At 63.5% G+C, this 25,229-nt stretch carries 35 protein-coding genes and 2 pseudogenes; 18 read left to right on the top strand and 19 right to left on the bottom strand.

Annotated elements, in window-relative coordinates; translation table 11 throughout:
• Positions 1 to 61: 61 nt before the first annotated feature.
• The 4 genes from GFY24_RS25410 (at position 62) to GFY24_RS25395 (ending at position 2,227) form a co-directional block, all read left to right on the top strand.
• On the top strand, positions 62 to 334 hold the full coding sequence (locus GFY24_RS25410; RefSeq protein ID WP_153807619.1) for a hypothetical protein: 273 nt from the start codon (positions 62 to 64) through the stop codon (positions 332 to 334).
• A 275-nt stretch (positions 335 to 609) separates the two neighbouring features.
• Complete coding sequence (locus GFY24_RS25405; protein ID WP_153807618.1) at positions 610 to 963, top strand: DUF5994 family protein; 354 nt, start codon at positions 610 to 612, stop codon at positions 961 to 963.
• Complete coding sequence (locus GFY24_RS25400) at positions 960 to 1,406, top strand: DUF5994 family protein (RefSeq protein ID WP_153807617.1); 447 nt, start codon at positions 960 to 962, stop codon at positions 1,404 to 1,406. The genes GFY24_RS25405 and GFY24_RS25400 overlap by 4 nt, the downstream gene beginning before the upstream one ends.
• A gap of 101 nt (positions 1,407 to 1,507) precedes the next feature.
• On the top strand, positions 1,508 to 2,227 hold the full coding sequence (locus GFY24_RS25395; protein WP_153807616.1) for a TetR/AcrR family transcriptional regulator C-terminal domain-containing protein: 720 nt from the start codon (positions 1,508 to 1,510) through the stop codon (positions 2,225 to 2,227).
• Between the two features lie 183 nt (positions 2,228 to 2,410).
• On the opposite strand, the gene GFY24_RS25390 is transcribed toward GFY24_RS25395, so the two are convergent.
• The 3 genes from GFY24_RS25390 to GFY24_RS41245 are packed head-to-tail and all read right to left on the bottom strand — an operon-like array spanning position 2,411 to position 3,353.
• A complete protein-coding gene (locus GFY24_RS25390; RefSeq protein WP_375336100.1) occupies positions 2,411 to 2,668 on the bottom strand; it encodes a hypothetical protein in 258 nt (85 codons plus the stop codon).
• The gene (locus tag GFY24_RS25385; RefSeq protein WP_153807615.1) at positions 2,665 to 2,910 is read right to left on the bottom strand and encodes a hypothetical protein; all 246 of its coding nucleotides are present in this window, start codon (positions 2,908 to 2,910) and stop codon (positions 2,665 to 2,667) included. Before GFY24_RS25385 ends, GFY24_RS25390 begins: the two co-directional genes overlap by 4 nt.
• Positions 2,907 to 3,353 carry a hypothetical protein gene (locus GFY24_RS41245; protein ID WP_194853020.1) on the bottom strand — a complete coding sequence of 149 codons (447 nt, stop codon included), beginning with the start codon at positions 3,351 to 3,353 and terminating at the stop codon, positions 2,907 to 2,909. Before GFY24_RS41245 ends, GFY24_RS25385 begins: the two co-directional genes overlap by 4 nt.
• Positions 3,354 to 5,436: 2,083 nt before the next feature.
• Here GFY24_RS41245 and GFY24_RS42260 point away from each other — a divergent pair.
• The 7 genes from GFY24_RS42260 (at position 5,437) to GFY24_RS25350 (ending at position 9,621) form a co-directional block, all read left to right on the top strand.
• Complete coding sequence (locus tag GFY24_RS42260; protein ID WP_375336099.1) at positions 5,437 to 5,946, top strand: hypothetical protein; 510 nt, start codon at positions 5,437 to 5,439, stop codon at positions 5,944 to 5,946.
• Between the two features lie 63 nt (positions 5,947 to 6,009).
• Positions 6,010 to 6,183 carry a CsbD family protein gene (locus GFY24_RS25370; protein WP_153807614.1) on the top strand — a complete coding sequence of 58 codons (174 nt, stop codon included), beginning with the start codon at positions 6,010 to 6,012 and terminating at the stop codon, positions 6,181 to 6,183.
• A gap of 71 nt (positions 6,184 to 6,254) precedes the next feature.
• Positions 6,255 to 6,410: a DUF6131 family protein gene (locus GFY24_RS41240; RefSeq protein WP_194853019.1), complete on the top strand. Its 156-nt coding sequence runs from the start codon at positions 6,255 to 6,257 to the stop codon at positions 6,408 to 6,410.
• Between the two features lie 40 nt (positions 6,411 to 6,450).
• Positions 6,451 to 6,651 carry a hypothetical protein gene (locus GFY24_RS25365; protein ID WP_153807613.1) on the top strand — a complete coding sequence of 67 codons (201 nt, stop codon included), beginning with the start codon at positions 6,451 to 6,453 and terminating at the stop codon, positions 6,649 to 6,651.
• Positions 6,652 to 6,749: 98 nt separating this feature from the next.
• Positions 6,750 to 7,196 carry a hypothetical protein gene (locus GFY24_RS25360; protein ID WP_228566649.1) on the top strand — a complete coding sequence of 149 codons (447 nt, stop codon included), beginning with the start codon at positions 6,750 to 6,752 and terminating at the stop codon, positions 7,194 to 7,196.
• A gap of 757 nt (positions 7,197 to 7,953) precedes the next feature.
• On the top strand, positions 7,954 to 8,880 hold the full coding sequence (locus GFY24_RS25355; protein WP_153807612.1) for a DoxX family protein: 927 nt from the start codon (positions 7,954 to 7,956) through the stop codon (positions 8,878 to 8,880).
• 483 nt (positions 8,881 to 9,363) lie between these two features.
• Positions 9,364 to 9,621 carry a hypothetical protein gene (locus GFY24_RS25350; RefSeq protein ID WP_153807611.1) on the top strand — a complete coding sequence of 86 codons (258 nt, stop codon included), beginning with the start codon at positions 9,364 to 9,366 and terminating at the stop codon, positions 9,619 to 9,621.
• Between the two features lie 53 nt (positions 9,622 to 9,674).
• Here GFY24_RS25350 and GFY24_RS25345 read toward each other — a convergent pair whose 3' ends face one another.
• From GFY24_RS25345 to GFY24_RS25320, 6 genes are all read right to left on the bottom strand, one after another.
• Positions 9,675 to 10,343, bottom strand: a complete 669-nt coding sequence (locus GFY24_RS25345) for a class I SAM-dependent methyltransferase (RefSeq protein ID WP_228566648.1) — start codon at positions 10,341 to 10,343, stop codon at positions 9,675 to 9,677.
• Between the two features lie 42 nt (positions 10,344 to 10,385).
• Entirely contained in the window at positions 10,386 to 10,766 is a 381-nt protein-coding gene (locus tag GFY24_RS25340; protein WP_153807610.1) for a low affinity iron permease family protein, read from the bottom strand.
• A gap of 493 nt (positions 10,767 to 11,259) precedes the next feature.
• On the bottom strand, positions 11,260 to 11,433 hold the full coding sequence (locus tag GFY24_RS25335) for a CsbD family protein (protein WP_153807609.1): 174 nt from the start codon (positions 11,431 to 11,433) through the stop codon (positions 11,260 to 11,262).
• Between the two features lie 220 nt (positions 11,434 to 11,653).
• Positions 11,654 to 11,806, bottom strand: coding sequence for a hypothetical protein (locus GFY24_RS25330; RefSeq protein ID WP_153807608.1), 153 nt, complete (start codon positions 11,804 to 11,806; stop codon positions 11,654 to 11,656).
• A 40-nt stretch (positions 11,807 to 11,846) separates the two neighbouring features.
• Positions 11,847 to 13,061 carry an AI-2E family transporter gene (locus tag GFY24_RS25325; protein ID WP_228566647.1) on the bottom strand — a complete coding sequence of 405 codons (1,215 nt, stop codon included), beginning with the start codon at positions 13,059 to 13,061 and terminating at the stop codon, positions 11,847 to 11,849.
• A 91-nt stretch (positions 13,062 to 13,152) separates the two neighbouring features.
• Positions 13,153 to 13,452 (bottom strand): hypothetical protein, encoded by a 300-nt coding sequence (locus GFY24_RS25320; RefSeq protein ID WP_153807607.1) that lies wholly within the window; start codon positions 13,450 to 13,452, stop codon positions 13,153 to 13,155.
• Positions 13,453 to 13,990: 538 nt separating this feature from the next.
• On the opposite strand from GFY24_RS25320, the pseudogene GFY24_RS43840 reads away from it, so the two are divergent.
• A pseudogene (locus GFY24_RS43840) lies at positions 13,991 to 14,560 on the top strand (sigma-70 family RNA polymerase sigma factor); the annotation flags it as partial.
• A gap of 22 nt (positions 14,561 to 14,582) precedes the next feature.
• On the top strand, positions 14,583 to 14,861 hold the full coding sequence (locus GFY24_RS43835) for a sigma-70 family RNA polymerase sigma factor (RefSeq protein ID WP_375336098.1): 279 nt from the start codon (positions 14,583 to 14,585) through the stop codon (positions 14,859 to 14,861).
• 95 nt (positions 14,862 to 14,956) lie between these two features.
• Here the strand turns inward: GFY24_RS43835 and GFY24_RS25310 are convergent, their stop codons facing one another.
• Complete coding sequence (locus GFY24_RS25310) at positions 14,957 to 15,115, bottom strand: CsbD family protein (RefSeq protein WP_153807606.1); 159 nt, start codon at positions 15,113 to 15,115, stop codon at positions 14,957 to 14,959.
• Between GFY24_RS25310 and GFY24_RS25300 the strand changes: the two are divergent.
• Positions 15,114 to 15,705, top strand: a pseudogene (locus GFY24_RS25300) (DUF899 family protein). The gene GFY24_RS25310 and the pseudogene GFY24_RS25300 sit on opposite strands and share 2 nt — an antisense overlap.
• A 188-nt stretch (positions 15,706 to 15,893) precedes the next feature.
• Here the strand turns inward: GFY24_RS25300 and GFY24_RS25295 are convergent.
• The 7 genes from GFY24_RS25295 to GFY24_RS25270 form a co-directional block, all read right to left on the bottom strand.
• On the bottom strand, positions 15,894 to 16,031 hold the full coding sequence (locus GFY24_RS25295) for a hypothetical protein (protein WP_153807603.1): 138 nt from the start codon (positions 16,029 to 16,031) through the stop codon (positions 15,894 to 15,896).
• Positions 16,031 to 16,222 (bottom strand): NAD(P)H-binding protein, encoded by a 192-nt coding sequence (locus GFY24_RS41235; RefSeq protein ID WP_194853018.1) that lies wholly within the window; start codon positions 16,220 to 16,222, stop codon positions 16,031 to 16,033. The genes GFY24_RS25295 and GFY24_RS41235 overlap by 1 nt, the downstream gene beginning before the upstream one ends.
• A gap of 19 nt (positions 16,223 to 16,241) precedes the next feature.
• Positions 16,242 to 17,105 (bottom strand): DUF1206 domain-containing protein, encoded by an 864-nt coding sequence (locus GFY24_RS25285; protein WP_153807601.1) that lies wholly within the window; start codon positions 17,103 to 17,105, stop codon positions 16,242 to 16,244.
• A 27-nt stretch (positions 17,106 to 17,132) separates the two neighbouring features.
• Positions 17,133 to 17,768, bottom strand: a complete 636-nt coding sequence (locus GFY24_RS25280) for a DUF899 family protein (RefSeq protein WP_194853017.1) — start codon at positions 17,766 to 17,768, stop codon at positions 17,133 to 17,135.
• A gap of 174 nt (positions 17,769 to 17,942) precedes the next feature.
• Complete coding sequence (locus GFY24_RS25275; protein WP_153807752.1) at positions 17,943 to 18,182, bottom strand: hypothetical protein; 240 nt, start codon at positions 18,180 to 18,182, stop codon at positions 17,943 to 17,945.
• 72 nt (positions 18,183 to 18,254) lie between these two features.
• A complete protein-coding gene (locus GFY24_RS41230) occupies positions 18,255 to 18,410 on the bottom strand; it encodes a DUF6131 family protein (protein WP_194853016.1) in 156 nt (51 codons plus the stop codon).
• A 698-nt stretch (positions 18,411 to 19,108) separates the two neighbouring features.
• On the bottom strand, positions 19,109 to 19,957 hold the full coding sequence (locus tag GFY24_RS25270; protein WP_153807599.1) for a SigB/SigF/SigG family RNA polymerase sigma factor: 849 nt from the start codon (positions 19,955 to 19,957) through the stop codon (positions 19,109 to 19,111).
• Positions 19,958 to 20,531: 574 nt separating this feature from the next.
• Between GFY24_RS25270 and GFY24_RS25265 the strand changes: the two genes are divergently transcribed.
• Entirely contained in the window at positions 20,532 to 21,260 is a 729-nt protein-coding gene (locus GFY24_RS25265) for a GAF and ANTAR domain-containing protein (protein ID WP_153807598.1), read from the top strand.
• Between the two features lie 87 nt (positions 21,261 to 21,347).
• Entirely contained in the window at positions 21,348 to 22,112 is a 765-nt protein-coding gene (locus tag GFY24_RS25260; RefSeq protein WP_153807597.1) for a GAF and ANTAR domain-containing protein, read from the top strand.
• Between the two features lie 24 nt (positions 22,113 to 22,136).
• Here the strand turns inward: GFY24_RS25260 and GFY24_RS25255 are convergent, their stop codons facing one another.
• Positions 22,137 to 23,171 carry an iron-containing redox enzyme family protein gene (locus GFY24_RS25255; protein WP_153807596.1) on the bottom strand — a complete coding sequence of 345 codons (1,035 nt, stop codon included), beginning with the start codon at positions 23,169 to 23,171 and terminating at the stop codon, positions 22,137 to 22,139.
• Between the two features lie 171 nt (positions 23,172 to 23,342).
• On the opposite strand from GFY24_RS25255, the gene GFY24_RS25250 reads away from it, so the two are divergent.
• The gene (locus tag GFY24_RS25250) at positions 23,343 to 23,978 is read left to right on the top strand and encodes a hypothetical protein (RefSeq protein ID WP_153807595.1); all 636 of its coding nucleotides are present in this window, start codon (positions 23,343 to 23,345) and stop codon (positions 23,976 to 23,978) included.
• A 73-nt stretch (positions 23,979 to 24,051) separates the two neighbouring features.
• On the opposite strand, the gene GFY24_RS25245 is transcribed toward GFY24_RS25250, so the two are convergent.
• A complete protein-coding gene (locus GFY24_RS25245; RefSeq protein ID WP_153807594.1) occupies positions 24,052 to 24,366 on the bottom strand; it encodes a hypothetical protein in 315 nt (104 codons plus the stop codon).
• 128 nt (positions 24,367 to 24,494) lie between these two features.
• Here GFY24_RS25245 and GFY24_RS25240 point away from each other — a divergent pair, with 128 nt between their 5' ends.
• A complete protein-coding gene (locus GFY24_RS25240) occupies positions 24,495 to 24,896 on the top strand; it encodes a hypothetical protein (protein ID WP_153807593.1) in 402 nt (133 codons plus the stop codon).
• The last annotated feature ends 333 nt before the right edge of the window (positions 24,897 to 25,229 follow it).

Raw genomic sequence — 25,229 nt, 5'->3', positions numbered from 1 at the left:
CAGTGTGCCCGGTGCGGTGGGCGGTTCTTCATGGGATTTCACCTGGTGAGGAATGAGATTCGTGGGCAGCGTGCAGGACTGGACAAAGTTGTTCGGCGGGTGCGGGTTTCGGCGGTCGGTCGCCGCGGCCGATTCGGAGCCGGTGAGCGCGGCCGGCGATCGGCAGGAGCGGGTGCTGTCGACGCGGGACGGGATTGTCACCTCGTGGGTGAGTTTCGCACTGCCGCTGCCCGATTTCGCGCCGGCGCGTCCGGCGGCGTGTGACCGGGTGGGCTTCATGCGGTATCGCCCGGCAGCTGCCCCGCCGACCCGGTCGATGCCGCGCATGTGGTGATCCAGCAGCAGGGCTTGCACGGCGGCTCGGGCCGTATGGGCGATCCTTTCCTCCGGCGCGGACGCTGGGCTTGTAGCGAATACTATGTAGACCTACGCTGTTGACACTGGGCGGCGGGTGGCGTCTACTGGAGGTATCAGCGGGTGAGCCCTGGTCCGGGTATATCCCACATGCCTCTACCGCGAAATCAGGTAATGGTCATGATCACTCTTGGCGGACTTGTCCGAACGCGGAGCCATGGCCGATCTTCCGGCCGGCGGGTTCCGCTCGATGCCGTGCCTCGACTGCGGCTGAATTCGGCGGGTGAGGTCGGCGGATATCTGGACGGCGTATGGTGGCCGCGATCGACGGACCTCATCGCCGAGCTGCCGAATCTGCTTGCGGCGCTGTCGGTTCGGATCGGTCCCGTGTGGCGGGTCGTCTACGACCACACCAGTTGGACATCCGCGCCCCGGCAACTCGTCGTCGGCGATCGCGCGATACAGCTGGACGCGTATCCCTTCGAACTGGGCAACACCCTGTATCTCTTCGGCAGCGCCCACGACATGATCGTGCTGCGGGTCATCGCTCCGGTCGCCGACCGTCGAACCGCGCACGACGCCCCGCTGGACGCGAGCGTCCGGTCATGACGCGCGTCCATGCGGGACCTCCGATCACCGGTCCGCTCGACGACTGGACCCAGCCGTTCCCGTGGCCGACCCGCACCCCGCGCCTGCTGCTGCAGGATGTCGGCGCTCGATCCGGGACGGTCGACGGCGCCTGGTGGCCGTGGACCGCCAACCTCATCGCCGAACTGCACGATCTGATCAGCGCCGTCACGCCGCGGATCGGCCCGATCGCGCGTGTCGGATTCGACTGGAACACAGTGAGTCTGGCCCAACGCCGGATCGACCATGACGACGGCATCGAGCTCCGCGGGCCCGGCATCGGCCAATCGCCGGCGGTCATGCGACTGATCGGAACCGACGGCCGACGGCTGGCCCTGCTCGTCATCCCGCACGACGCCCCTATTCAGCGCGCCGGCGATCAAATGCGAGAGGCGGCGCATCGACGCACCCCGCAGGGCGAGTAGCCGACCGCCTGCGGGCGGCCGCGGGGTCGCGGCCCGATGTCAACGGTGTATGTCTACGATCTCGGCATCGGAGATTCCGGTGGGAACGGAGGAGCGACCGCATGGCTGAGCGCCCTATAGGCCGGCAAAAGGCACAATCGGCGAATCGGGTCGACGGTCGTGGTGATGGGCCGGTGACCCGCACGGTGGTGCTGGACGCCGCGCTCGCGATCATTGATCGCGAGGGTGTCGACGGGTTGTCGATGCGGCGACTGGCCGAAGCGGTCGGACGGGATCCGATGGTGATCTACCGGCATCTACCGAACAAGGCCGCCGTGCTCGACGGGGTCGCCGAGATCGTGTTCGAGCAATTGTCCGTCGATGTCACCGATACCGATTGGGCTACCCGATTGCGGGTGGTCGCCCGCGACTTCCGGCGTTTGGCGCTGGCGCATCCGCGAGTGGTGCCGCTGCTGGTGACCCATCCGCTGGCCACGCCGCTGGGACTGCGTCCGGCCGCGCTGGTGCGCCCGCTGGAGGCGATCCTCGAATTGCTCACTCGCGCTGGGTTTTCCGGCGCGGACGCACTGCATATCTATCGTGCGCTGTTCGGGTTTCTCTACGGGCACGTGCTCAACGAATTGCAAGAGATCGTGGAGCGTCCCGAGGAAACCGACGAGGTATTGCGGCTCGGGCTGTATCGGCTGCCGATCGAGCAGTTCCCGCTGGTGCGGGAACTGGCGCCGGTGCTTGCGGCTTACGACGGTGAGCTCGAGCTCGAGCGCGGCCTCGATATCCTGCTCACCGGGCTCACGGCGACACTGTCCGGGCCGGTGCGCTGACCCCTGCTCCGGGGTGGGAAGCGCCGCCTTCGGAATTCCAACGCTGTTGTGCGGCAGTCGGTTCGGTGTCATACAGCAGGGTGATGATGCGAATGGTCAGCAGCGCTCCGATATCGACTCCGACGACTGACCCGCGACCAGCGCGATAGCGCGAATACCTGTTGGGCTCAGGGGATATGCGGATTACGGACTGGGCTGCGGTATGTCGACGTGGCAATCCCCGACCTTCGGATTCATCCCGAGGTAGTTGAGCGGCCCGGTCGCGATGGTTACGGCGATGGTTCCGGTGCTCGCGCAGTTGGTGGGTGCGCTGTCGTAGTAGTGCCGCTGCCCAGCGGCAACCGCGCCGATGATCAGCCACGTGAATACCAGCAGCGTGACCAGACCGGCCATCCCCGAACGGCGTCCGCTGCGCATTTGCCGACCCCCGTAGGTTCTCATTGCTGTTCTCCATTTCGTGGGGCCGACTGCTCGAGTCGATCACGCCAGCTCGGGTGGGTGCGGATATGTCGTGAGCCACCGGCGTTTTCGTCGAGATCGCGGCTCGTCGCGGTGTCTTGGGGTCGTCGGCCGAACGTGCCGCGGGGCAGGAGGCGACCGGTATCGGGGCCGAGGCGGTTCAGTACCGCCATTCCGATCGCGCCGACGAGGATTCCGGCGGCGAAAATGAGGAGGAGGATCATCGAGGTTCCTTGGTTGTGTTCGGGCCGATTCCCTTGCCGGCGGCACTGCCGGGTTCATCGATTGCCGCGTTGGTGGTGCCGGGGTGGGGGTACTGGGTAGGTGCGCTGATCTTCGCGGTGAGGTGCTGTTGCCGGTCGGGCCGGCGGGCGACAGCACCGGGTGCGGGAATGTCCCGGCGAACGGAGTTCAGCTCGCGGCGGGCGTCGGCGCCCCGGCGGGCGGTGCGGCGAGAGCTGCCGAGTAGGATCCCCAGCCCCGCCAGTCCGACGCCGCCGACCACGATGCCGTACAGGAACAGCACGCCGGTCGAGCCGGTGACGTGGTAGCCGAACACGGCGAAATTGTCGGTCAGGGCGTGGGCGCTGCCGCCGTTGGCGAGGACGCCCGCCAGTCCGATCAGCACCGCGGCGATCAGGACGATGAGGCCGAGGATGACGATCATGGCGATCCTTCGAGTCTCTGCTGGGATCTGTTTCCTCAAGTACACGCCCTGATGGAGACCATGTCAACAGTGTAGAGCTACGTTGTAAATCTACAGTGAATGCCGGGTTGGGACACCATGCCTCCTGGAAGTGCTACAGACGTTGTCGGTGGTAGCCACTACTCGGGCGATCTGTTCTATCTGACGTCCGGATAATGAGAAACGTGGACTCGGCGTGCGACGAGGCGCGTCTACGTGATTGGAAGGGCTTTCGGAGAAGCTGATATAGCCGTCGTCGCGTGCATGTCGATAGAGACAGCGAATCGAGGCGGCCATGTGCTCGCCTGCTGAACGGCCATCCCGGGAGTTTCGTCTGACAATGGCCTGCTCGCGCGCGTTCGTGACCAGCTGCTTCAGCTCCAATGATGTGGGTTCGTCGATTCTCCGGTCCTGCCACTCGGATTGGATGCGACGCCAGTAGGGACGATAAGTGCGCAGTGTGCCCGGAGTGACCACCCTTTCCTCGCGACTCACGGCATCGGCCACAGGCTGGGGCAGGATAGGCGGAAGATTCTCGATAAAGTCAGCGGGGGAAAGAGGGCGAGAAGGTAGTTCCTGGAATCACCTGCTACCACGATCCGATCGCCTGGGCGAAGCCGATCCTCAGTTCGAACAGCTGCGGGCAAGCGGATGTGTTTCCGATTATCGATCTTGTACACGCTGGCGAATAATGTGGGAGTTATGGCGATAATCCCATCTTTGAGTGTTATCGCAATCGGATATCCAGCTGGCCATCCCATTTCGTACAGTAATTTCGGGACAGCTACTCGACCACTTTTGTTCATGATGGTTGCGGCGAAGTGAAACGCGGATTCGTTTGGATCCGCAAATCCCTGTATTGGAGGAAGCGGCAGTGGCAACCTCGGCGCTGGGGCGGGAACCGGGTTGTACATCGGTAATTTAGATAGCTGCTCCGCATGAGACGGCTTATATTCGCGGTTGACCGAATTCGATTGTGTTTCACCTGTGGACAAACTTGGCCAATCATTTATTAAGCTGCTCTGCCGGACTCGGGGTCGGCTAGAATTTATGTTTCTATTTGGCGATGGCATGGAAATTGTCACCTCGATTTATATCGAGCTTCGATGAGACGTCATATTCCTATGTAACAGAGCCTCATTCGGAATTGCCACAGGTATATCGAATCGTATCCTTCCGGTGGCCCTTGCCGGCTTCGAGTCGTTGCCCGACCCTTGGCGCCGCGCAATCGACAACAACCTGGTGGGCCAGGTGATTGGTCCTCGTGCACCGTGACCGGGACTTCGCTGGTCCGTCCCGCTCATAGGGCAATGCCACGTAGCGTGATTGGTGCGTCCGTGCGGTTTTCATCCGGTGGGCAGGGGTCGAAGCGCGATCGTGGCCGGCCCTGTGTGCCGGATACCGTGGTCGTCAGGTCTTTTGACGCGGTAGCTGTTGTGGCGTCCGCGTTTGACCGTGCGGGGGTATGTGCGGTGCCGACGGCGCGGGCTGGGTCTGGCGGTGATCTCAGCGGTGACGTGGTCGAGGATCTCGCGGTCGTTCCCGGCGCCCTGAGAATCCTCCGCGCCACAGGTGTCAGGGTATGACTAGCGACGGGGAAGGGAGTAGCGGTGACGAAGTGACTATCAGTTCGCATTCGGTGAGATCGATTGCCCCGCAACAGTTTTACCGCGACGCGGGCTGCGGATGGCGATAGTATTGGTGTTACTTGGATCCGTTTATGTCAGCCACCGGTGCTGTTGGCGGCTGGTTCGAGTCGGCGGGTCGCTCTGCACCCGTGCGAACGGCCGTTCATTCGAAATCGCGGCGCAGGGGCCGACGATGTGGAATAACAAGGACTTGACAGCTGATGCGGGTAGCGATCGTCGGCAATGGACTGTGGTGGCCGCGGTTCTCGATTTCGAAGTCGCCTTCGGTGGTTCCTCGAAGTCGTGTTCGGTGCATCCCTGCTTCGGTGCTGAGTTGGCGCTGACGTCGGTGCAAATCGGGCGGCCATAAAGTACAGCTCTACGTTGTTGACTCAGTGGGTGCGCGGTGGTTGAGTGAGCATCACAGCGTAGATCTGGTGGGTACCACAGTGATCGTCATCATCGGGCTTGTCGTTCTGGTCGCCGCCGTCATGGTCGGGCTCGCGGGGGTGCTGGCCAACGGGGGTGTCAACCACGCATTGACCGACAATTTCGCCGTGTTCGGCTACCACGTGACCGGCTCGACCGGCCTGTTATTTCTCTACGGAACCGTGGTCGGCGCGGCCGGACTGGCCGGAATGAGCCTGCTGTTGGCCGGCGCCCGGCGCACCGCCCGCCGCGGCCGTACCGCGCGCAGCGAACTCGAGGTGTCGCGCCGCGAGACCAGCGCGGTGAGCCGGGACCGCGACGACCTCGCCGACCGGCAGCCCCACCTCGACGAGCAACGGCAGCGCGCCACTGCATCCCCCGCTCTCGCCGACACGCGAGATACCCAAGATGCCGGAGCCGACGGTGCTGCGCGTCGCGACCGATTCCACCTTTTCGGATTCGGCAACAGATCGAGGGACCGCCACGCCGCTGGCAACCCGCACTCGGGGCGCGGCTGACGCCACTCGCAATAGATGTTCGCCGCATCCGCGGCAACAGCACACGCGAAAGGGGACCACCCCATGAGCATCGGTAAGAAGATCGCGCACAAGGCCGAAGCCGCCAAGGGCGTCGCCAAGAAACTGGTCGGCCGGGGCACCGGCAACACTCGCCTGCGGACCGAGGGTCGTATCGATCAGGCCAAGGGCGATACCAAGCAGGCCGGAGCAAAGATGAAGGACGCCTTCAAACACTGACGTCACACGCAACCACCGGTGTGTCCCACCGCACAGCCCCGTCACTCCTGCACCGAAACCAGGTATCGACCATGATCATTCTCGGAATCATTCTTCTCGTCGTCGGGTTCCTGCTGAAGGTCGAGATCCTCTGGGGCATCGGGATCGTGGTCCTCATCATCGGTCTGGTGCTCCTGGCCTTGGGGTCGATGGGCCGCGCCGTCCGCGGGCGACGCCACTACTTCTGACGCTGGTCTTGGTTCATCCGTCGACTCCAGGAGGCCAGTGATGCGGTGGCTGACACTGCTGGTGCTGGTATGGCTGATCATCGGCGCGATCGCCGCCGGGCAACGTGGATACATCACCCACGCCGAACAGAACTGCGCGGGTGTCGGGACCATCGCGGTGACCGTGTTCGCGGGGCCACTGAACTATGCCGGGGTCAATCCCAAGGTGACCGACTGCCATGTGCCCCAACCCAGCCGCTGACAACATCGGTGCCCGGGCACGCGGTCGCGATCGAACGACCCCATTCCCGACACCGGTGCCAACCACATGGACCACGCTCAACCTTTGAGGAGGCCGATATGACTACCACCACGATCGTCGTCATCGTTGTTGTCGTGATTGCGGCAATTCTGATCATCGCCGCGCTCACCTGGCTGATCCTGAACAAACGTAAGGAACACCGCCGCGTCGAAGCCACGGGCATCCGCGAAAAGGCAACCGAACAGTCCCACGAGGTCGGCCAGCGTGAAGCGCTCGCCGACGAGACCGCGGCCAAGGCCCGAGCGGCTCGGGCCGAGGCCGATGTCAGGGCAGCGCAGGCGGCGGGCCTGCAAGAACGAGCAGCGGCTCACCGCAGCGAAGCCGTCACCTCCCGCGACGAGCTGACGCAGGAGTTCGAACGCGCCGACAAGATCGACCCGGACTCCCAGACACGCGACACGCGAGAAGAATCCGAACCCCACCAGACACCTCACGCGAAGCGTCCACGCGCGACCGAACCAACCATCGATGAAACTTCCCGGTGAAGGGGGCTTTCACTGCTGCTGTTCCTTCGCGGGCGCAAGGTAGCGGTGCAGTGATGTCTTCGGGATGCCGGTCCTGCTCGTGATTTCGCCGAGGCTGCTTCCTTGTTCGCGGAGGTCGGCGTACGGGCCTTCGGAACATGTTAGGGGAACGACTTCCGGAACGAACGGAACGAACGCTGTCCCGGTTCGCCCTGGTCGCCGATCGCTGGTTGTGGTTCGTCGGGTGTGGTGTCGTCGTTCCACTTCCAGGGGAGCCGGAACAGTTTGCTGACGGGGAACACGCTTCGCGATCACCGGCGTGTCCACGCAGGAACTATCTAGAGTCGATTGCTATGAGTTCCCAGACTCGGAAACGCCGCAAGCGCACCCATATGGATTCCGCAGCGCTCGGCGGGGTGACGGCCGCAGCGCGGCGTGACCCCCGTACCCGTAGCCCGACCGGCAGGACCGGGTTCGCCGCTCGGGCCGTTGAGGGCCTCTACCCGCTGGTGCCGGGGTGGTGTGCGGCACCAGCGAACACGCAGGCGTGGCAAGAGATGCCTCCGGCGCTGATTCCGCTTCTCGCGCCCAGGCATCGTCGCTGAATTCTCACCGGCCTGTCCACGCCGACCACGTATTCAGAAGATGCAGGGGTGGCTCAGGAATGGCAATTACAGACAGCTGACCCGCCGATACAATCGGCGGCAATCCGCCGATTGTTTGACGCCGTGCAGTGCGGGCATACGCCTGTTGAGGACCGAGGAGAAGGGTGTTTGTCATGTTGATGCGCCGGGTCGCGCGACCGCTGTTGGCGGCGACGTTCATCGTCGATGGGGTGGATACCTTCCTGCATCCGGAGCCGCGGGTGAAGGCAGCGGATGCGCTGGTACAGCAGGGGCGGCGCAAGCTGCCGGACGGAGTCGCCGAAAAACTGAACGCCGCCCCGGAGACCCTGGTCCGGATTACGGCGGGTGCCCAGGCGGCGGGTGGGGTGTTGCTGGCGCTGGGAAAGGCGCCACGACTCGCCGCGCTGGTGCTTGCGGCGACAGTGCTGCCCGCGGCGGTGACCGAGCAGGACTTCTGGGCCGAGCCGGATCCGGATCGCAGGGCGGCCAAGCGAATTGCGTTTCTCAAGGATATCGGCCTGCTCGGTGGGCTGCTGATCGCCGCCGGAGATACGGAGGGCAAGCCATCGCTGCGTTGGCGCGGCCGCCGCGCCGCGCGTCGGGCAAGTGTCGCGGTGTCGGCCGCGTTGCCGATCGGAGCGTCGGCAGGTGTCGGCGATGTCGTGCTCGGACACATGCACGACGCTGCCGATCGTGCCCACGCGCTGTCGACCACCGCGGCGAGCAAGGGCACCGGGCTCACCCAGACCGTCCTGACTCGCGGTGCCGAAATCTCTGAGGCTGCAAAGGAACACGCCGCTGCGCTCGCTGACGTGGCCAGGGAGCGCGGTGCCGAATGGGTGGAGCTGGCCAATCGGCGCGGGCCGGAATTCGCCGGGCTCGCCAAGGGGCGGGCCGTCGACTGGACCGTGTACGCAAAGGAGCACGGCCCGGAGGTCGCTGAGGCAGCCAGGCGGCGTGGGGTCGAGTTGGCAGACATCGCCCGGCACGGCGCGGCTGGGTTTGCCGAAGCCGTCGCGGAGGTCGGAGCGGAACGTGCCGACATCGTCTCGGATCACGTGCGGCGGCGTCACTATTGAGGCACGGATCGCTATCCGGCCGCCTTGGGGTTCTGGCCGTTCCCGGGCAAAGATCGTCTCTGCATCGCAAGATCTGGCGCCCTGAGAATCCTCCGCGCCACAGGTGTCAGGGTATGACTGGCGACGGGGAAGGGAGTAGCGGTGACGAAGTGACTATCAGTTCGCATTCGGTGAGATCGATTGCCCCGCAACAGTTTTACCGCGACGCGGGCTGCGGATGGCGATAGTATTGGTGTTACTTGGATCCGTTTATGTCAGCCACCGGTGCTGTTGGCGGCTGGTTCGAGTCGGCGGGTCGCTCTGCACCCGTGCGAACGGCCGTTCATTCGAAATCGCGGCGCAGGGGCCGACGATGTGGAATAACAAGGACTTGACAGCTGATGCGGGTAGCGATCGTCGGCAATGGACTGTGGTGGCCGCGGTTCTCGATAGCGACTGCGTCGGGTTGCTTCCGGCTGGGGTAGTGGTGGCCCGCGACTGAATATGGCTGCCGAACAGGTGTGCGCTCATCTGCCGGCCTTCGAGGTGGAGGCGGGCAGTTGGTATCTCGTGGCCACACTCGCCGCGATCGAACCGGACATGCCCCGAGGACGCCTGGTGACCGACAGCCCGTTCGCGTGGGTCAGCCGGGTGCACCGTGAGGGGACGGACTGGGCGCTGGGGGAGTGGGTTCCCGCCGCTGGTCGGCTGGATCCAGTCTGCTGGCGCGGCGGCCGATCCGTCGGGCAGGGTCGCCGATGATCCAAATGGATTGCGGTGCAGCATAGAGGGTTTCGTGGGGCGTTAGGCTCGGTTCAGCTGTTCGGGCTCTGGGTGATTCGCCACATGCGGCGCGGTAGTTCGCTTTCCTGGAAAGAGCGGATGTCCCGCAAGCGCCAGCCCTCGGCGAGCTGGACGACGAGGTGACGGTAGAAGAAGTGCACGGCAAAGCCGTCGTGCTCGAAGATGTCGTCCCCGTGCACGATTCCGACTCCGTAGTGCGGGTCGCCGGTGTGGCGCACCGTGTAGATGAAGGTGCCGTCAGGGCGCAGGACCCGGCGGATCTCGCCGACCAGCGCATGGATCTCGTTGGTGGACAGCGCCATACACAGCAGCATGTGCGCGAACACCGCATCCACGGACGCATTCGCCTGCGGCAGTGGCTTGCGTGCATCGACCATCATTGTGCGCAGGGTGTTCAGTCCCTCCGCGTCGGCGCGGGCCTGTAGCTGTTCGAGGCCGACATTGCTGAAATCGGTGGCCTGCACAGCGAATCCGAGCCGCGCGAAGTGCACGCTGTCGCGACCCTGCCCCGCGCCCAGTTCCAGGACCTCACGCGCGCCGGCTGAGCGGAACACCTCGACGGCATACAGCGCCGGCGCCGACGGCTGGTCGCCGTACATCTGCGGATGGGCGCGGTACATCTTCTGCCAGTGCTCGCGCTGGATCCCGGCCAGTTTCCGGTCCTGTCCGTGCATCACCATCAGGTCTTCGTGGGTAATTTGTTTGTTCGCCGGCGGTGACGGTCAGGATGATTCGCGTTTTTCGAGGCCGACGGCGTCGGCGAGTTCCTGGCGGTGCCGGTTCAGTTCGGGGTGGTCGGCGCTGAGTACGCCCATGAAGTCGGCGAGGGCGTCGGCGATGGCGTTGAGCTTTTGCTGCACGGCCTTGTCGGCGCGGGATTGGGTGTTCTGCAGCAGCGCGACGAGCAGGAAAGTGATGATCGTGGTCGCGGTGTTGATCACCAGTTGCCAGGTGTCGATGCTCGGCATGATCAGGAAGGTGGGCACCCACAGCAGCACCATCAGCACGCAGGCCACGAAGAATCCGGCCTTGGATGCCTGGATGCTGGTGGCGGTCGCGAAGCGATCGAAGATCGTCAATCTGCCCCGCCCGTCCGACGTCATCGTCGTGGATCCGCTGTCGGATTGTTGTGCGGTGGTGTGCATCTGACAGTCTTTCTCACACGAGTGTGGCGGCTCGAGCCCGGTACACGCAGCGTCCAGGCGTCGACCCGCTGATCCTTCGAGTACACGCTGCCCCGAACACGGTGTCAACAATGTAGATCTACATTCGGGAACGTTTTGGTAGGTGTTTGGTTTCGTTGCCGCAGTGCCTCTCGGACAGGCGCGAGCACGATTGCCGCGCCGGTCACTGCTGTCCAGGTCGGTAGTGGATAGAACGCCAATCGTTCAGTGATCCCGACCTGTAGGCAGATGGTCAGCAGGACTGTGCCGGTGAGTCCGGTTGACGGTGTGGTTGCTGGTGTGCACAGGGTCGACGCCTCTGATCTGGTGGTTTCGACCAGAACTTGAACGACACCTGTTGGGCTGTGCAGGTTTCGAGCGGGTGGCCTCCTGAAGGTGACTACCCGCTCGAGCCGACGTCGACGACGTCAGGTTACTTGCGGAATGCGTCCTTGACCTTCTCTCCCGTGTCTTTGAGGTCGGCCTTGGCCCGGTCGGCCTTGCCCTCGTTCTCCTGGCTCTCGTCGCCGGTGGCTTTACCGGTCGTCTCCTTGACCCGGCCCGCGAGTTCGTCAGCCTTGTTCTTTGCCTTATCCAATGCGCTCATGTCACAAGCCCTTTCGTGGAGGTGCCCGGCTCGTCGAATCCAGCCGGTCCTTTCTACGAATTGCCCCAACCGTCCATGTCAAACAGGTGCTGTGGTGTGAGGCGGGTGCCTCTGGGTGACGATTGGCACTCTCAGCAGCGGATATCGGTGCGGAAGATGGGAATGAACCCGAACGCGATGACGCGGGCCGCACCCTGAATCGGAACGAGCACAACAACACTCACTGTTCCCAGCCCCCACGCACAATGGACCGCCACGATGAGTGCACCGCGACCAGCGTCATCAACAACAAGATGACCAGTACGACACCCGTGATCGGCAATACGGGGGTGAACGACAGCAGACCGAAGACCGGAAGCAACTCCAGCAGCATTTCCTCGGTGCCAGCGGGAGTGATCCATAGCGGCGCCTGTCTACCGTTCGTCCAGGGATGGCAACACCGTTTCCCGGATGATCAGCAATAGCGCGGCGGCGACCGGGATGGCCAGCAGCGCTCCGACAATGCCCAGCAGCGCGCCGCCGAGCAGGACCGACACCACGGTCACTATTGCGGGCACTTGGACTGTCCTGCCGATGATTCGGGGTACGAGCAGGTAGTCCTCGACCAAGCGCAGCACGATGAAAAAGCTGACGGTGGCGACGGCTATCGGTAGGGATACCGTCAGCGCGACCAGTGCCACAATGATTCCGGCGACGCTGGATCCCACCACGGGGAGCAGGTCCAAGATGGCGACCAGCACGGCAAGCAGCAGTGGGTACGGCACCTCGAAGATCGACAGCCACACGAAGGTCAGTACCGCGGTGATGAGGGAGATGACCAGATTTCCCAGGATGTAGCCGCCTACCTTGACGAAGATCTCGTCGCCGATCAGGATCGCGCGCGGTCGCCGGGAGCGTGGGAAGAGCCGGTAGAAATAGGCCCGCACCTGAGGGAAGTCGGCCATGAAATAGCAGGTCAGCACCGCGACGATCACTGTCTCGCTGACAATGCTGAACACCAGGCGACCGGCGCCGAGGACACCGCCGATCAGGCCGGCGGGATCGGATCCGAGTCCCTGTTGGAGCCGGTCCTGTAGATGAAATCGGGTGTTGAGCGTGCCGATCAGTGGGTATCGCTGCGAGAGGTGGTTGACGTAGCCCGGAGCGTTGTGGACCAGTGCACCGCCCTGTGTCACCAGCGGTGGTATCGCGGCTGCGAGAAATCCGGCGAACAGGCCGAGGGCCACCACGGACACCACGGACACGGCGGTCACTGCGGCCCATCGCGGAAACCACGGCCGAACCAGCCAGGTCACAGCGGGTTCCAGTCCGATCGCCAGGAACAGTGCGATGGTGATGAGCACCAGCACCTGACTCACGGCGAGCACCGCCTGGATCGCGCCGAAGGTCACTGCGACTCCGGCCGCACCGGCCATGCCGATCATGAACGGCGAACGCCGATCGAATCGCCGTCCAGGTTTGCCGAGCGGATTCTCCTGCGTGCTGGCCCGGGCCGCCGCCGCTTCCGCCGCGATCATCTGCCCGCCCTCGTCGGCGGTGTGCGGCTGCGCGACCGTGTCGCTGTGGCCCGCTTCCGCCGCGTCGACCATGTGCTCGTCCGCCGGTTCGATTGCGCGGTCTCCGCTCATGCTGTGGCTCCGTTGTGGTGATTCGGACCGGGCGATGAGCACGGAGGCGATAGGTTCTGCCGCTGCCTCGCGAGAAGGCTTGGCGTCCTGTCTATTTCGATACTCCCGCGATGATCGGCGGGCTCGGCGGTGCTGCCGGACCGTGCGCTTCTTGCAGCCTGCGACGTTCGATCCGCTTGGCATCGACCAGCAGTCGGCCCAGTAGGACCAGCGCGATGAGACCGACAACCGCGCCCCATAGCAAGGCGAGGCTGGCGGTGTCGGTGACGTGGTAACGCAATACGGTGAAGTCGCCGGTCAACGAGTGCGGATCACCGCCGGTGGAAAAGATTGCCGCAAGTCCGGCGATGACGGCGGCGATGAGTACGAATACACCTATAACGGTGATCATGAAGGACCCTTTGGTGGAGCAGATTGCTGTTCTCAGTACACGCTTCCGCCAACTCGATGTCAACACCGTAGGTCTACGTTGGTTCATATCGGCGTGAGCGCGGTTTTCAGTGGCTACCAGCCGATTTCACGGCTCGTGCGGGTCGGTGGTTCGAGGTTTTGGCTGAGCATCACGGTGGGGGAATTCCATGACGGTGTCCCACCAAGTGCTCAGCGGGCTGGGGTCGGGCCACAGGAGGGGCTGATCGGTAGGGCGGGCGGGATTGCGGAATGGGTTTCGGGTCATTCGGTCTCCTAGCTACTGGATCCGCCGGCGAACTACCCGGCGCCATCACCCCGATGCGGCCGCGCATCGCTCCCGCTGGGCACGCTTGTGCGTTGGCGGGTGCTCGGATGAACCACTACATGTATTAGTGTAGACCTACAGTGTAGACGCCAGGTTTCCGGCGGCGTCTACTGGAAGCCGCAGCCGATCCGGGCGAAGGTGCTCGTGGATCGCCGCCAACTCGATCGATGTGTCACCACCGCGTACAGCACAGATGTGCGGGTGTTCGGCTGCCATCGATTCATGTGGATCCGAGGCGGCACCGATGAGCAATCGGGCGACACTTGATTCCCCGACAACAACGCCTCGCCGGCGCCGTGGCGCCGACAGCTATGACAATCTCGAACCGTTCTTCGCCCGGCTCGTGGTGCTGGACGCAGCGGACTCGCGCCGAAAACCCTTGCGGGAGGAGCTGATCGGGCGATGTCTGCCGCTGGCAGAGAACATCGCACGCAAGTACAGCGGCCGGGGCGAGAACTTCGAGGATCTGCTGCAGACCGCGCGAGTGGGGGTGGTCATCGCCGTCGACCGCTTCGACCTGGGGCACGGCGCACCGTTCCTGTCCTTCGCCATCCCGACGATCATGGGCGAGGTGCGCCGGCATTTCCGTGACTACACCTGGGCGGTGCGAGTACCTCGACGGCTCAAGGAGATTCAGCTGATCATCGGCCTCGCGATCGACCGATTGTTTCAACGGTTGGGCCGGATAACGAAAGCCTCGGAGATCGCCGAGGAACTCGACGTCGACCTGGTCGAGGTCACTCTGGCTGTCCTCGCGCGCAACGGCTACCGGAGCTTCTCGATCGATGCCTGCAGTGACAGCGACGGCGAGAACCAGCCGCTGTCGCTGCTGGATGTCCTCGGCGCCGAAGAATCGGAAGTTCGCCGCGGTGGAGGACTACATGGCGGTGAAACCGTTGCTCGAGGCGCTGCCCGAGCGAGACCGTCAGGTGTTGATAATGCGGTTCTTCGAGTTCCAACCGCAGATCCGGATCGCCGAATCCTTCGGCGTCTCGCAGATGCAGATTTCGCGGACCCTGAGCAGAACACTGAAGGCGTTGCGCGAACAGGCATTACGCGACTGAACAATCCGAATGATATCTGTTGGGCTGTAAGGGGTTTCGGGCGGGTAATCTCCCGAGGGCGACTACCCGCCCGAGCTGGTGCAGCCGAGGTCAGCTCACTTGCGGAAGGCGTCCTTGACCTTCTCGGCCGCACCCTTCAGGTCGGCCTTGCCCTCGTTCTGCTTGGTCTTGTTCCCGGTGATTTCGCCGGACTTCTCCTTGGCCCGGCCCGCCAGCTCATCGGCTTTGTTCTTCGCCTTGTCCAGTCCGCTCATGTCACAAGCCCTTTCGTGGAAAGTGCTCATCGGCCGCGAGGAAGTCCTGGTTCAGGACAGAGCATCGACCCGCACACGTGATGCGCACGAGTCCCAACGCCGCAAGCTCCCGATGATCAAGCTGGACAAGGGATACGACTTCGGCGGGCCCGACGGCCCGGTGACATTGCTGGATCTGTTCCTCGGCCTGCGCCGGCTTGGTCTGCCACTTCCTGCTCGATCCCGGCAGCGCGGAGGAATGTGCGAGTTGCAGTGCTGCGGCCGAAGAAGTTTCGGACGATCTGCTCACCCGCCTGCGGCGCCGTGACACCTCGTTCGTCGCGGTCTCCCGCGCACCGATGACCGAGATCGAGCGGTACAAAGCTCGCAGAGGTTGGGCGTTTCCCTGGTATTCCAGTTCCGGGAGCGACTTCCACTACGACTTCCATGCCACGCGCGATAACAGCTACCGCAGTGAAACGCCCTCCCATCGGAGCGTCTTCGAACGTGAAGGCAGCCGCCTGTTCCACGGCTACTCCATGTTCGCTCTCCGGGCCGAAACGCTTGGCAACTGGTGCTATCGGCTCGATCTGCCCGTGCGCGCCGGGTGACGGCACCAGCACCCGCAAACGTCACGCCGTCGGGGTATCGACTGCAGAATCGGAGGTCTGTGGTGAGTATTGCCGACCGGCTGCTCAGCGCGCATATCGCGCAGGCACTCACTGCCCGCGGCCCCGATATATTCACCCAGATGCCGGTTCTCCTGCTCGCTGAACGCAAAAGCGTCCACATGCGAACGTCAGATGAGACCTTTCACCACCACTCCGCGAATAGCCGCCTCGCACAACAGGACTGAGATCTCATGGCCGTCGGTGTTCATCGCCTGGTCCGGATCGCCACGCCAATCGGTGAACAACAACAGATCTCCCGCACGCATCAACCGCACACAGCGCAGCAGCTCACCGAAATACGAGGCGCGGACGGATTACCGACGACCAGTTCGACACTGTCGGGCAGGCCGGAGCCGGAAGGATCGCGGCTGATGGCTTTCACTTTGTGTCCGGCTTCGAGCAGGAGTTGGATCGTTTCGCGCCCAACGGTTCCGGTTGCTCCGGTGATGACGATCATGCGTTGTTTCCTGTCTCTGCTACATCTTGATGGATCGGGCCATGGCGAAGCTGTAGAGGCCATAGGTGATGATGCCCAGGCCCGCCACGACGAGCAGGACCATGCCATACGGTTGCGCCCCAAGGGTTTTGAAGGCTCCGTCGAGTCCGGCGGCCTTGTCCGGCTGCGATTCACTCGCCGCCAGGATCACCAGCACCCCGACTGCGGCCATCGCCGAACCCTTCGCGATGTACCCCGTTGTGCCCAGCACTCGCACGAGTTCACCGGTGGTGCCCTTCAGATCTTTCAGGAAGTGCTGGCTGCCTCCCTTGTAGATGTGATAGCCGCCGATCGCGATGATGATCAGCCCGCCCGCGACGAGGCCGACCGTGCCCGCGGTGGTCTGCATCAGGCGTGCGCTGAGCCCGACACTCGCACCGCTACTGGATTTGCCGTGACCGCGGGCAAATCCGAACGCGGACAAGGCGAATGCGAAATAGACCACTGCCACGAAGAACGCCTTGAGGCGATCGATCGCCTCGGATTTCTTGGTGTCGGCGTCAGGTTGGGACGAGCTACCCAGTGCCGCCTCGGCAAGCCGCCACAGGCCCATGATCAGAAATGCGACGACGCCGATCCACAGGGCCACGATGCCACCGGGTTTGCCGGCCAGCTCCGACATGGCCCCTGATTGGTCGGCGGTCCCACCCGCACCACCGAGCGCGATTCGGATGGCAATGTACCCGATGATCAGATGGACGATGCCGCTCACAACGAAGCCTGCCCGGGCGAATCGCTCGAAGACGCTGTTCTGGGCGATCCGGCCCGCGGTGGAGGACGAGTTGTCCGATGGCACCCGCGATGAATGGGCCGACGGGGATCGGGACGGGCTGGTACCGGGCATGGTTCCTTCTTTGTGTGGGTGGTGCGCCTACCCGCCGCGAGCGGTCAGATCGAGCCAATAGCACCAACTACCAAGCGGTTCGGAGCGCCGGGCGAACATGGAGTAGGCGTGGAACAGCCGGGCGCCTTCACGTTCGAAGACGCGCTGGCCGGGTTGTGTACCTACCTGTCGCGGCGCACCACTGCGATGGTTGTTGGACGTCGCTGAATCGTCTCGCGTGCCATGGAAGTCGCAGTTGAAGTCGCTGCCGATGCAGGAGTACCAGGGAAACGCCCATCCTCTGCGCGCCTGGTATCTCTCGATCACGGTCAGCGGCGCGTGCGAGACCGCGACGAACGAGGTTTCACGGTCCCGCAAGCGGTTGAGCAGATCGCTCGAAACCTCTTCGGCCGCAGCACTACAGCTCGCGCATTCCCTGGCACCGGCGGGATCGAGCAGGAGGTGGCAGACCAGGAGCCGGCGCAGGCCGACGAACAGATCCAGCAACGTGGACCTGCCGCCCGGCCCCTCGAATTCATATCCCTTGTCCAGCTTGATCATTGGGAGCCGCTGACGCCGCGCCTCGTCCGCATCACGCGCGCGGGCGGCTGCTCTGTCCTGAGCCAATACCTCCTCGCGGCCGATCAACCATTCAGCACGGGAGGCAACCTGCGCCAGGCTCATAGCATCGTCGGGTGGGGGTCGTAATGATGTCGTGGGAAGGGTCGCGTCAATTGTTCGCGGTGAACTCATCAGGGCGGTCCATATACGTCGGGACGGTGGAGAGGGCGCGGGGTGCGGGCCGCGCCGGTTCGAGATATTCGAGCCGAGCGCACGAACGCTCGTGGCTGCTACCGATTACGGACTGGGTTGGGGCACATTCACCTGGCAGTCAGCGATTTTCGGGTTGATACCCATGTAGTTGAGCGGCCCGGCGACGATGGTTGCCGCGATGGTCCCGGTGCTCGCACAGTTGGTGGGAGCACTGTCGTAATAGTGGCGCTGCCCGGCGGCGACAGCGCCGATGATCAGCCACACGAACAGCAGCACCGCGAGGATGCCGCCGATCCCCATCGACGAACGACCACGCCCGCGCATCCGCGGCCCGTCGTCTGCGTATTGTCTCATTTTCTAGCTCCCAGATTGAATGCTGTAGTGCTGGTGCGGATTTCAGTAGTAATGACGTCGCCCGCCGATAGCGTGCCCGGCCGAACCGGCGACCATCAAGATCACTCCGATGACCGCGACGATGATTCCGAGGGTGACGAGCAGCGGGATACCCAGGAGGAATCCGGCGACGGCGAGAATGACTCCGAGAATGATCATGAGCGAATACCTGATTTCAGGATTACGTGAAATGTCACGCGGCAAGTTGCTGGGCTGCCGATGGAAGCGCAGTTATCGGCGTTGATCGCCACGTGGGTGCGACCGAAAAGCTGGCCCCCATCGCATCTGCGAATCGTGGGGCGGACCGTCGGTTCCCTGCCCAGCGTCACTGCCGGGTTCATCGGCCGGAGCATCGGCGCCGGCGGTGCAACTGGAGTAGATGGGGTGGTTGTGCTGCGTACTCATCGTTGACGCCTGTACTTGGATTTTTGCTTCTTCCAGTACACGCCGCCCAGAAGCCGATGTCAACAGTGTAGTTCTACATCCGATTTCTACAGTGTATCTACGCTGTCGATCACCGGCGGACGCCAGTCCGGAAGATTCGTTTTCCGCAGCTATACCCGCTGGCGACAGCACGAATCAGAATCCAGAAACCCTCGCTCACAACGCATCCCGTGTTTGACATCGATGAGGCGGGATATCCGCCGAAAGGACCGACTGGAGACGATAGGTCGGCATCCTCCACGAAAGGACCTGCGGCATGAGCGCACTGGACAAGGCGAAGAACAAGGCCGACAAGGCCAAGGCCAACCTCAAGGACGCGGGTGAGAAGGTCAAGGACGCTTTCCGCAATTGACCCCACCGTTGTCGAGCGGGCGGCCTCCTCCGTCGCGTCGCCGCCCGCCCGTCCCCGTACCTCAGTCGCGTAATGCTTGCTCGCGCAAGGTATTGAGGGTTTTGCTCAGGATCCGCGAGACCTGCATCTGCGAGATGCCGAACTGACCGGCGATCTGGACTTGAGTTTGGAATTCGAAGAACCGCAAGATCAGTACATGGCGTTCTCGCGCGGACAGTGCGGCGATCAGCGGTTGAACCGCGATACAGTCTTCCACAAGGCTGTATTCAGGTTCCTCGGCTCCGAGAAGATCGAGCAATGACGTTGCCACAGTGCCATTTTCGTTGTCGGTGACGACATCGATCGTGGTGGTTCGGTAGGCATTGCGAGCCACCAGCGCCTGCGTGACCTCCTCCAGCTCGATGCCCAGTTCCGCTGCGATCTCTCTCGCACGGGGTTGGCGGCCCAGCCGTTGTGTCAGTGCCTCGGTGGCCGGGCCGAGCAGCTGCTGGATCTCCTTGACCCGCCGAGGGACTCGTACCGCCCAGGCGCAGTCGCGGAAATAACGACGCACCTCGCCCATAATCGTCGGCACCGCGAAGGACAGAAACGTTGCGCCGTACGCGGGGTCGAAGCGGTCGACCGCGTGCAGCAGTCCGAGCCGGGCGATTTGCAGTAGGTCGTCGAAGCCCTCACCACGACCGGCGAATCTGCGGGCAATGTGTTCGGCCAGCGGCAGGCATCGACCGATCGCTTCCGCCCGCAAGGCAATTCGGCGCGGGTCGGTCTCGCTGGTGCGGGCCAACTCGGCGAGCAGCGGTTCGATATTGTCGTAGCTGTCGCCGGCGCGGTTCTTACGCGATACTCGCGCGGAGGCAACGGGATTCGGCGTACTCGCGCGGGTTCGGCGGAGATCGACGGCGGAGCTCATCACCGACCCCCACACCACGACACGCGATTACGACCGCGACCGACCCGAGCGCCGCAACACGGCGAGATCTTCCGGCCGAATGTTGTCTCGACAAATTCACTGACAGCAATGTGCTTCATTGTGTATTCCTCCGAATTGGATTGCCGCGCAGGCGAAGCGAATCATCGGTTCTGTACCGCGCGGCGGCGACTCGGCCGCTGCGACGGTACTGCGAAAAAATTGGAGGGATCGTGATGCCCTACTCGCATTGACGGGCGCTCCGCGTGGCGGCGCCCAGGCGCTAGAGGGACTGGTATCTGTTGTGCAAAGTAACACCCTCTGTCGTCGCGCTGATGCGGTTCGACTGCCGGGGTCAAGGACAGCAGATTTATTGAGGCACACGGTATCTCAAGAGATTCGTGCCCTTGAGCAGACTAACAGGCGCCGCCCGGTGGCGGTAGGGATTGAAGTCGACACCATCGGGTAAGCCGCCTGTTGACCGGCCTCGAGCCCATTCGACAATCACAGAATCGCGGTACCTCAATGGGCGTGGCCGTACACCCGATCACCTCGCCATCCAGGCCGGTGACAGCTGTTGAGTAATTTCGACCCAGCCGGTGACTCGGTAGGCAAAGCTCGCCAGGCTCTGCATTTCGCACTGCACGACAGCGACGGCGGCCTGGACGCGGTGGCGCGGGTGGGTCGGATGTGTGTGGAATTGCTCCCGATCGACGGCGCCTCGATCTCCCTGATGATCGGCACCGACAGGCGCGAAACACTGTATGCCAGTGACGAAGTCGTCGCGAAAATCGAGGCGCTACAGTTCAGTCTCGGTGAAGGACCATGTTTCGAGGCGGTCCAGACCCGCCGCCCGGTACTGGTCCCGCACCTGCGGGCCGCCACTATCACGGCGTGGCCGATCTTCGCTGCGGAAATGCTCGACCAACCGGTCGGCGCGATCTTCGCGTTTCCGCTGATCAGCGGCGTGATCAGCCTTGGCGCCATGGATCTCTACCGCGAAAAGTCCGGCTGGCTGTCCACCGCCGATGTCGCCATCGCTCTGCATGTAGCCGATATCGTGACGCTCGCCGTATTGGAGCTGCGCTCGAGCGCCTCGGACGCGGTGTGGTGGACCGATCTGCCGACAAATCGCGCACAGGTACATCAAGCGACCGGAATGCTCATCACCGCGCTGCACATCTCGGCACACCACGCGCTCGCGCGGCTGCGAGGTTACTCTTTTGCTACAGGGCGCCTGGTCGACGATGTCGCGGATGATCTGATCGCCCGTCGGATCGACCCACTCGATCTCGATCAACCCTGAATTCTGTCGCCGACACCCTATCGTCAACCCGCCCGTTCAGCCGCAGTCGCGGAACTACGCTGGTCACCGGGAGGCAGGAGACACGCCATGTTCGAGGCACCACTGTCCAACGGCGAACGAGAGTCCGGGCTGCTGGACGCATTCGTGCAGATGGCGGACACGCTGGTCGACGACTACGACATCGTGGACGTCCTACACGAACTCGCTTCCCACTGCGAACGCCTCCTCAACGTCGGCGCTGCCGGAATCCTCATGTCCGACCAGCGTGGCGGTCTGCAAATGCTGGCCTCCTCGACCGAACAGGCCGCGATCCTCGAGCTGTACCAGATCCAGACCAACGAGGGCCCCTGCTGGGACTGTGTGCACTCCGGTGAAACGGTCTTCGTCCCCGACCTCACCGTAGCGGCCGACCGGTGGCCGCACTTCGTCCCTCGAGCGCTGAACGAAGGATTCGCCGCGGTGCACGCGATCCCGATGCGATTGCGTCAGGAAACCATCGGCGCGTTGAACCTCTTCGGCCGCATACCGGGGCCCATGCCCGCGCGAGACGTTCGAGCTGCCCGGGCGCTCGCCGATACCGCGACCATCGGAATCCTCCAGGAACGGGCCATCCACCGCAGCGAGGTGCTCACCGAACAACTCCAAGGCGCTCTGATCAACCGCGTGATCATCGAGCAAGCCAAAGGTGTTCTCGCACAAGCCGGCAACGTCGATATGGACCACGCATTCCAAGCCTTGCGCTCCTACGGACGGCGACGCAGCACACGACTGTCCGAAGTCGCCCGGCAACTGACGACCGGCGAGATCCACCCCGACACTGTTCTCAGCGACCAGCACCACAGCAATTCCTGATTCACCCACCGTTTCCGATGCTCATCACCGACTCTTCCCATCGGGTGGGTTCAGTAGTGAACTCCGGCCCGCGCCCCAACTGCGGTCGAGTAGATGCTCGGTGAATCGCTGCTCGAGCCAATTCGTAGCCTGAATGCCGAACACCACCGACGCGATCTGCTCGGGCTCACGAGCGAGAAGATACCCAATCACACTGTGGCGCATGAACTGTTCGTGGACGGCATCGGCTTGGACGTGCTCGGCATAGAACCGCAGGCATGCCGGGTCGGCGGCCAGCCGACGCAAGGCGGCGGTCATGCGGCGCGCCGTGGACACGGAGGTGATCTCCGCCGCGGTGAGCTGTCCGACCAGCGCACCCCGCCACACCCGATGCATTCCGAACAACGACATCATGTTCACCAAGGCCAGCATCGGAGCCGGCACCACATCCAGATAGCGCAGGTAGCCGGGGGCGAGCTCTGCGCCGGTCAGCAATTCCGCGAACAGCTGCGAACGCATTCGTTCACCGCGCCCGCCGCCGAACTCATCGAACTCGATCGCGACCAGCGAAGCCTTGGCCTGCCCGCGCAGCCGTGGGATCAGCCAAACGTGCGAGTCGGCTTCCTTATGGTGATAGATCGAGCGATGCACGAAATACTCACGCAGCTGCCACCATTCGCCCTTCTTCGCGAGGTAGGAGCCGATCCCCGTGCCCTGCGCCGGTTCGACCAGCAGGCGCGCCAGCTCGTCCTCCAGATCGCTACCACCGGCGACGTCCCGCTGAAGTGCGGAAAGGAATCTATGCTCGAGATTCGCGCGCAAATGCAGCAGTTCGCGGTCCCATTCCCACTCCGGGTCGACCGATTCGAAACCCTGGTAATGCAGCTCGTAGCAGATGTGCAGCGCCAGCTGAAGATCCTCGCCGTAGGGCTGTGCCGCGTCGGCGATCCAGACCGCCTCACCGACCGTGCGTCTCGTAGAGGCGGCCTCCCCACGCAGCAAATCCACCACCGCACTGGATAGTTCACCCCGTGCCGAAGGCAACGAGTAAACAGTGGACGCCGTTACTTCCATGGTCATGAGCGCTGCGTACCCGGGCAGAGCCGGTTCAATCGCACGGACGCCGACGCTCAACGTGGTCGCCGTCGCGCGGATATTTTCGATCGGCGTCGGGTATGCGCCGAGGAGAAATGCATCGAGTCGGCTGTAATCCAGTCCGCCGGTGCGTCGCCGGTCGAGATGGAGTTGCCCATGTCCAGTTCAGCAGCAGTCCCCATGGATGACCCTGCACTGAGCGCCGTGTCGCCGGTCGAGTTCGCCGATGCGCTGCTGCGAGCGGCCGCGAACCCGGATCGAATCGGCACTATCCTCACCCGAATCATGCAGGACCACACCGATATCGGACCGAACACCATCGGCCCTGGTGGACTCCTTTCTGTACAAGTGGTGGCCCGAACCGACACGGTACAAATCGATCCACACCAAACCGATCACTGCCAGTTCGGTGTGCACGTCCCGGTGCAGGTGTGGATCGTGATCCGCCTCGGTGAGTTCAACGCTCGCCTCATCGCCGGAGTACACATCAGCACCCGGATCATGCTGGTGCCCGATCGACCATGTGTCCTGGTCGTTCAGCACCAAACCATCCGGGCCGCCGATGTCCTCGTCACGGTGCGGGGGCGAAATACACTGGGCTGGATCATGACTCGGTTCGGCCTTCTCGGCCCGCTCCTCGCCGCACAAGTAGCCGCCCACGCGAATACTCTGCTCAGCCGACCTGATCTGGTCGAACTCTCCCGCATCGACGTCCTCACCCTGATCGATCGCGCTTGGGACGCCGCGAACATCCTCGCGGTTCCCTACAAGGGCGGTCTCCACGCGCCGTAACGTGTCCGACGGCCTACCCGGCTCCGCTGCCGGGCAGGCGGTCTCATGACACGCGACCCACTACGGGGTCGCATCAGCCGGTGTGGGCAGCCAGCGATCGGGTCTCGACGGCGAGGTCGCCACTCTCGGTGAGCGAGGCAGAGTAGGTGATGAGCCGGTGGCTCGGGTCGTCGAGCTTGTCCTGGTCGTGCACGGTCAGACAGCTCATGGCGCCGAAATTCACCAGTAGGTACCGGTTTTCGACCGCGCCCGACTCATTGGTGAGTGCGATCGTGAAGATCTGTCCGTGCGCGACCCAGGCTTGGGCTGCGGTCGCCACCGCGGCGGGTTCGTCGGAGGCGAATTGCAGGCGGAAAGGCAGGCTCGGCGAGTCGAGATAGGTGCTCATATGAGTTCACATCGAATCTTGTTGGTCGGCCGGAAGAATCACTGTAGACAACGAGTGTAGTCTTACACCGTTGACACCGGTCACACGTCCGCGTGTACTGGAGGAAACACAGAGATCCGAGGATCGCCATGATCGTCATCATCGGGCTGGTCATACTGATCGCCGCCGTACTCGTCGGCGTCGCAGGCGTTTTCGCCAACGGCGGCATCGGCCTGGCGGGGCTGGCCATGCTCCTGGCCGACGCCCGCCGAACCGCCCGCCTCGGGGCAAGTGCACGCCGCGAGCTCAAAGCAGTTCGCCAGGACACCGCGGTCATCCCCCGGCTCCCCGAACGGCAACAGCCCCTCACCATGCAACGAGGCGCCGCCCCTACCCGCTACACCGGCACCGCTGACGCCCCGATCGAAGCACCCGGCGCGGATGTCGGGACGGGTGCCGACGACCGACCCCCAACCCGCGGCCACGTGCCCGGGAAAGAATCGGCCGACTCCGTGCCGCTCGACCTCCCGCGCGGCAGTCAACGTCGATAATCGCGCACCCGCCGACCATTCCGCGTGACACCTCACGCCTTAACGAAATCAGTTATTTCCCATGCTCATTCTCGGAGTTGTTCTTCTTATCGCCGGATACCTGCTAGTGGGTTGCTTCCAAAGTTGTTGGGCGGTATGGGTTTCTGGTTGAATGTGGGCCGTGCGAGCTGTCCCTCTGGTGTTGCGTGATGGCGATCGGGAGATCCTGGCGGGCTGGATCCGGTCGAGCACGATGAAGTCCGGGTTGGTGCTACGAGCTCGGATCGTCGTGCTGGCCGCCGACGGGGTGGCTCACGCCGAGATCGCCCGGCGTTTCTCGATCTCGCGGCAGAC

The sequence above is a fragment of the Nocardia sp. SYP-A9097 genome (assembly GCF_009649815.1).
Taxonomy (GTDB): domain Bacteria; phylum Actinomycetota; class Actinomycetes; order Mycobacteriales; family Mycobacteriaceae; genus Nocardia.
The sequence above is the reverse complement of the archived record's forward strand: the minus strand, read 5'-3'. Positions and strand labels throughout refer to the sequence as shown.

Coding starts and splice junctions, on each gene's coding strand:
- GFY24_RS25365 (WP_153807613.1), top strand. CDS start 6,451: ATGCGGTGGCTGACACTGCTGGTGCTGGTATGGCTGATCATCGGCGCG.
- GFY24_RS25245 (WP_153807594.1), bottom strand. CDS start 24,366: ATGAGCACCTATCTCGACTCGCCGAGCCTGCCTTTCCGCCTGCAATTC.
- GFY24_RS25370 (WP_153807614.1), top strand. CDS start 6,010: ATGAGCATCGGTAAGAAGATCGCGCACAAGGCCGAAGCCGCCAAGGGC.
- GFY24_RS25345 (WP_228566648.1), bottom strand. CDS start 10,343: ATGGTGATGCACGGACAGGACCGGAAACTGGCCGGGATCCAGCGCGAG.
- GFY24_RS25390 (WP_375336100.1), bottom strand. CDS start 2,668: ATGAGAACCTACGGGGGTCGGCAAATGCGCAGCGGACGCCGTTCGGGG.
- GFY24_RS25340 (WP_153807610.1), bottom strand. CDS start 10,766: ATGACGTCGGACGGGCGGGGCAGATTGACGATCTTCGATCGCTTCGCG.
- GFY24_RS25240 (WP_153807593.1), top strand. CDS start 24,495: ATGATCGTCATCATCGGGCTGGTCATACTGATCGCCGCCGTACTCGTC.
- GFY24_RS25260 (WP_153807597.1), top strand. CDS start 21,348: ATGTTCGAGGCACCACTGTCCAACGGCGAACGAGAGTCCGGGCTGCTG.
- GFY24_RS41230 (WP_194853016.1), bottom strand. CDS start 18,410: ATGATCATTCTCGGAGTCATTCTCGCCGTCGCCGGATTCCTCCTGGGT.
- GFY24_RS25395 (WP_153807616.1), top strand. CDS start 1,508: ATGGCTGAGCGCCCTATAGGCCGGCAAAAGGCACAATCGGCGAATCGG.
- GFY24_RS25275 (WP_153807752.1), bottom strand. CDS start 18,182: ATGCGCGGGCGTGGTCGTTCGTCGATGGGGATCGGCGGCATCCTCGCG.
- GFY24_RS25325 (WP_228566647.1), bottom strand. CDS start 13,061: ATGAGCGGAGACCGCGCAATCGAACCGGCGGACGAGCACATGGTCGAC.
- GFY24_RS25270 (WP_153807599.1), bottom strand. CDS start 19,957: ATGAGCTCCGCCGTCGATCTCCGCCGAACCCGCGCGAGTACGCCGAAT.
- GFY24_RS41240 (WP_194853019.1), top strand. CDS start 6,255: ATGATCATTCTCGGAATCATTCTTCTCGTCGTCGGGTTCCTGCTGAAG.
- GFY24_RS25355 (WP_153807612.1), top strand. CDS start 7,954: ATGTTGATGCGCCGGGTCGCGCGACCGCTGTTGGCGGCGACGTTCATC.
- GFY24_RS25280 (WP_194853017.1), bottom strand. CDS start 17,768: ATGAGCCTGGCGCAGGTTGCCTCCCGTGCTGAATGGTTGATCGGCCGC.
- GFY24_RS25285 (WP_153807601.1), bottom strand. CDS start 17,105: ATGCCCGGTACCAGCCCGTCCCGATCCCCGTCGGCCCATTCATCGCGG.
- GFY24_RS25400 (WP_153807617.1), top strand. CDS start 960: ATGACGCGCGTCCATGCGGGACCTCCGATCACCGGTCCGCTCGACGAC.
- GFY24_RS25330 (WP_153807608.1), bottom strand. CDS start 11,806: ATGCTGCTGGAGTTGCTTCCGGTCTTCGGTCTGCTGTCGTTCACCCCC.
- GFY24_RS25310 (WP_153807606.1), bottom strand. CDS start 15,115: ATGAGCGGACTGGACAAGGCGAAGAACAAAGCCGATGAGCTGGCGGGC.
- GFY24_RS43835 (WP_375336098.1), top strand. CDS start 14,583: ATGCCTGCAGTGACAGCGACGGCGAGAACCAGCCGCTGTCGCTGCTGG.
- GFY24_RS25335 (WP_153807609.1), bottom strand. CDS start 11,433: ATGAGCGCATTGGATAAGGCAAAGAACAAGGCTGACGAACTCGCGGGC.
- GFY24_RS25320 (WP_153807607.1), bottom strand. CDS start 13,452: ATGATCACCGTTATAGGTGTATTCGTACTCATCGCCGCCGTCATCGCC.
- GFY24_RS41245 (WP_194853020.1), bottom strand. CDS start 3,353: ATGATCGTCATCCTCGGCCTCATCGTCCTGATCGCCGCGGTGCTGATC.
- GFY24_RS25250 (WP_153807595.1), top strand. CDS start 23,343: ATGTCCAGTTCAGCAGCAGTCCCCATGGATGACCCTGCACTGAGCGCC.
- GFY24_RS25295 (WP_153807603.1), bottom strand. CDS start 16,031: ATGCGTGCGGGAGATCTGTTGTTGTTCACCGATTGGCGTGGCGATCCG.
- GFY24_RS25350 (WP_153807611.1), top strand. CDS start 9,364: ATGGCTGCCGAACAGGTGTGCGCTCATCTGCCGGCCTTCGAGGTGGAG.
- GFY24_RS25385 (WP_153807615.1), bottom strand. CDS start 2,910: ATGATCCTCCTCCTCATTTTCGCCGCCGGAATCCTCGTCGGCGCGATC.
- GFY24_RS25360 (WP_228566649.1), top strand. CDS start 6,750: ATGACTACCACCACGATCGTCGTCATCGTTGTTGTCGTGATTGCGGCA.
- GFY24_RS41235 (WP_194853018.1), bottom strand. CDS start 16,222: ATGATCGTCATCACCGGAGCAACCGGAACCGTTGGGCGCGAAACGATC.
- GFY24_RS25255 (WP_153807596.1), bottom strand. CDS start 23,171: ATGACCATGGAAGTAACGGCGTCCACTGTTTACTCGTTGCCTTCGGCA.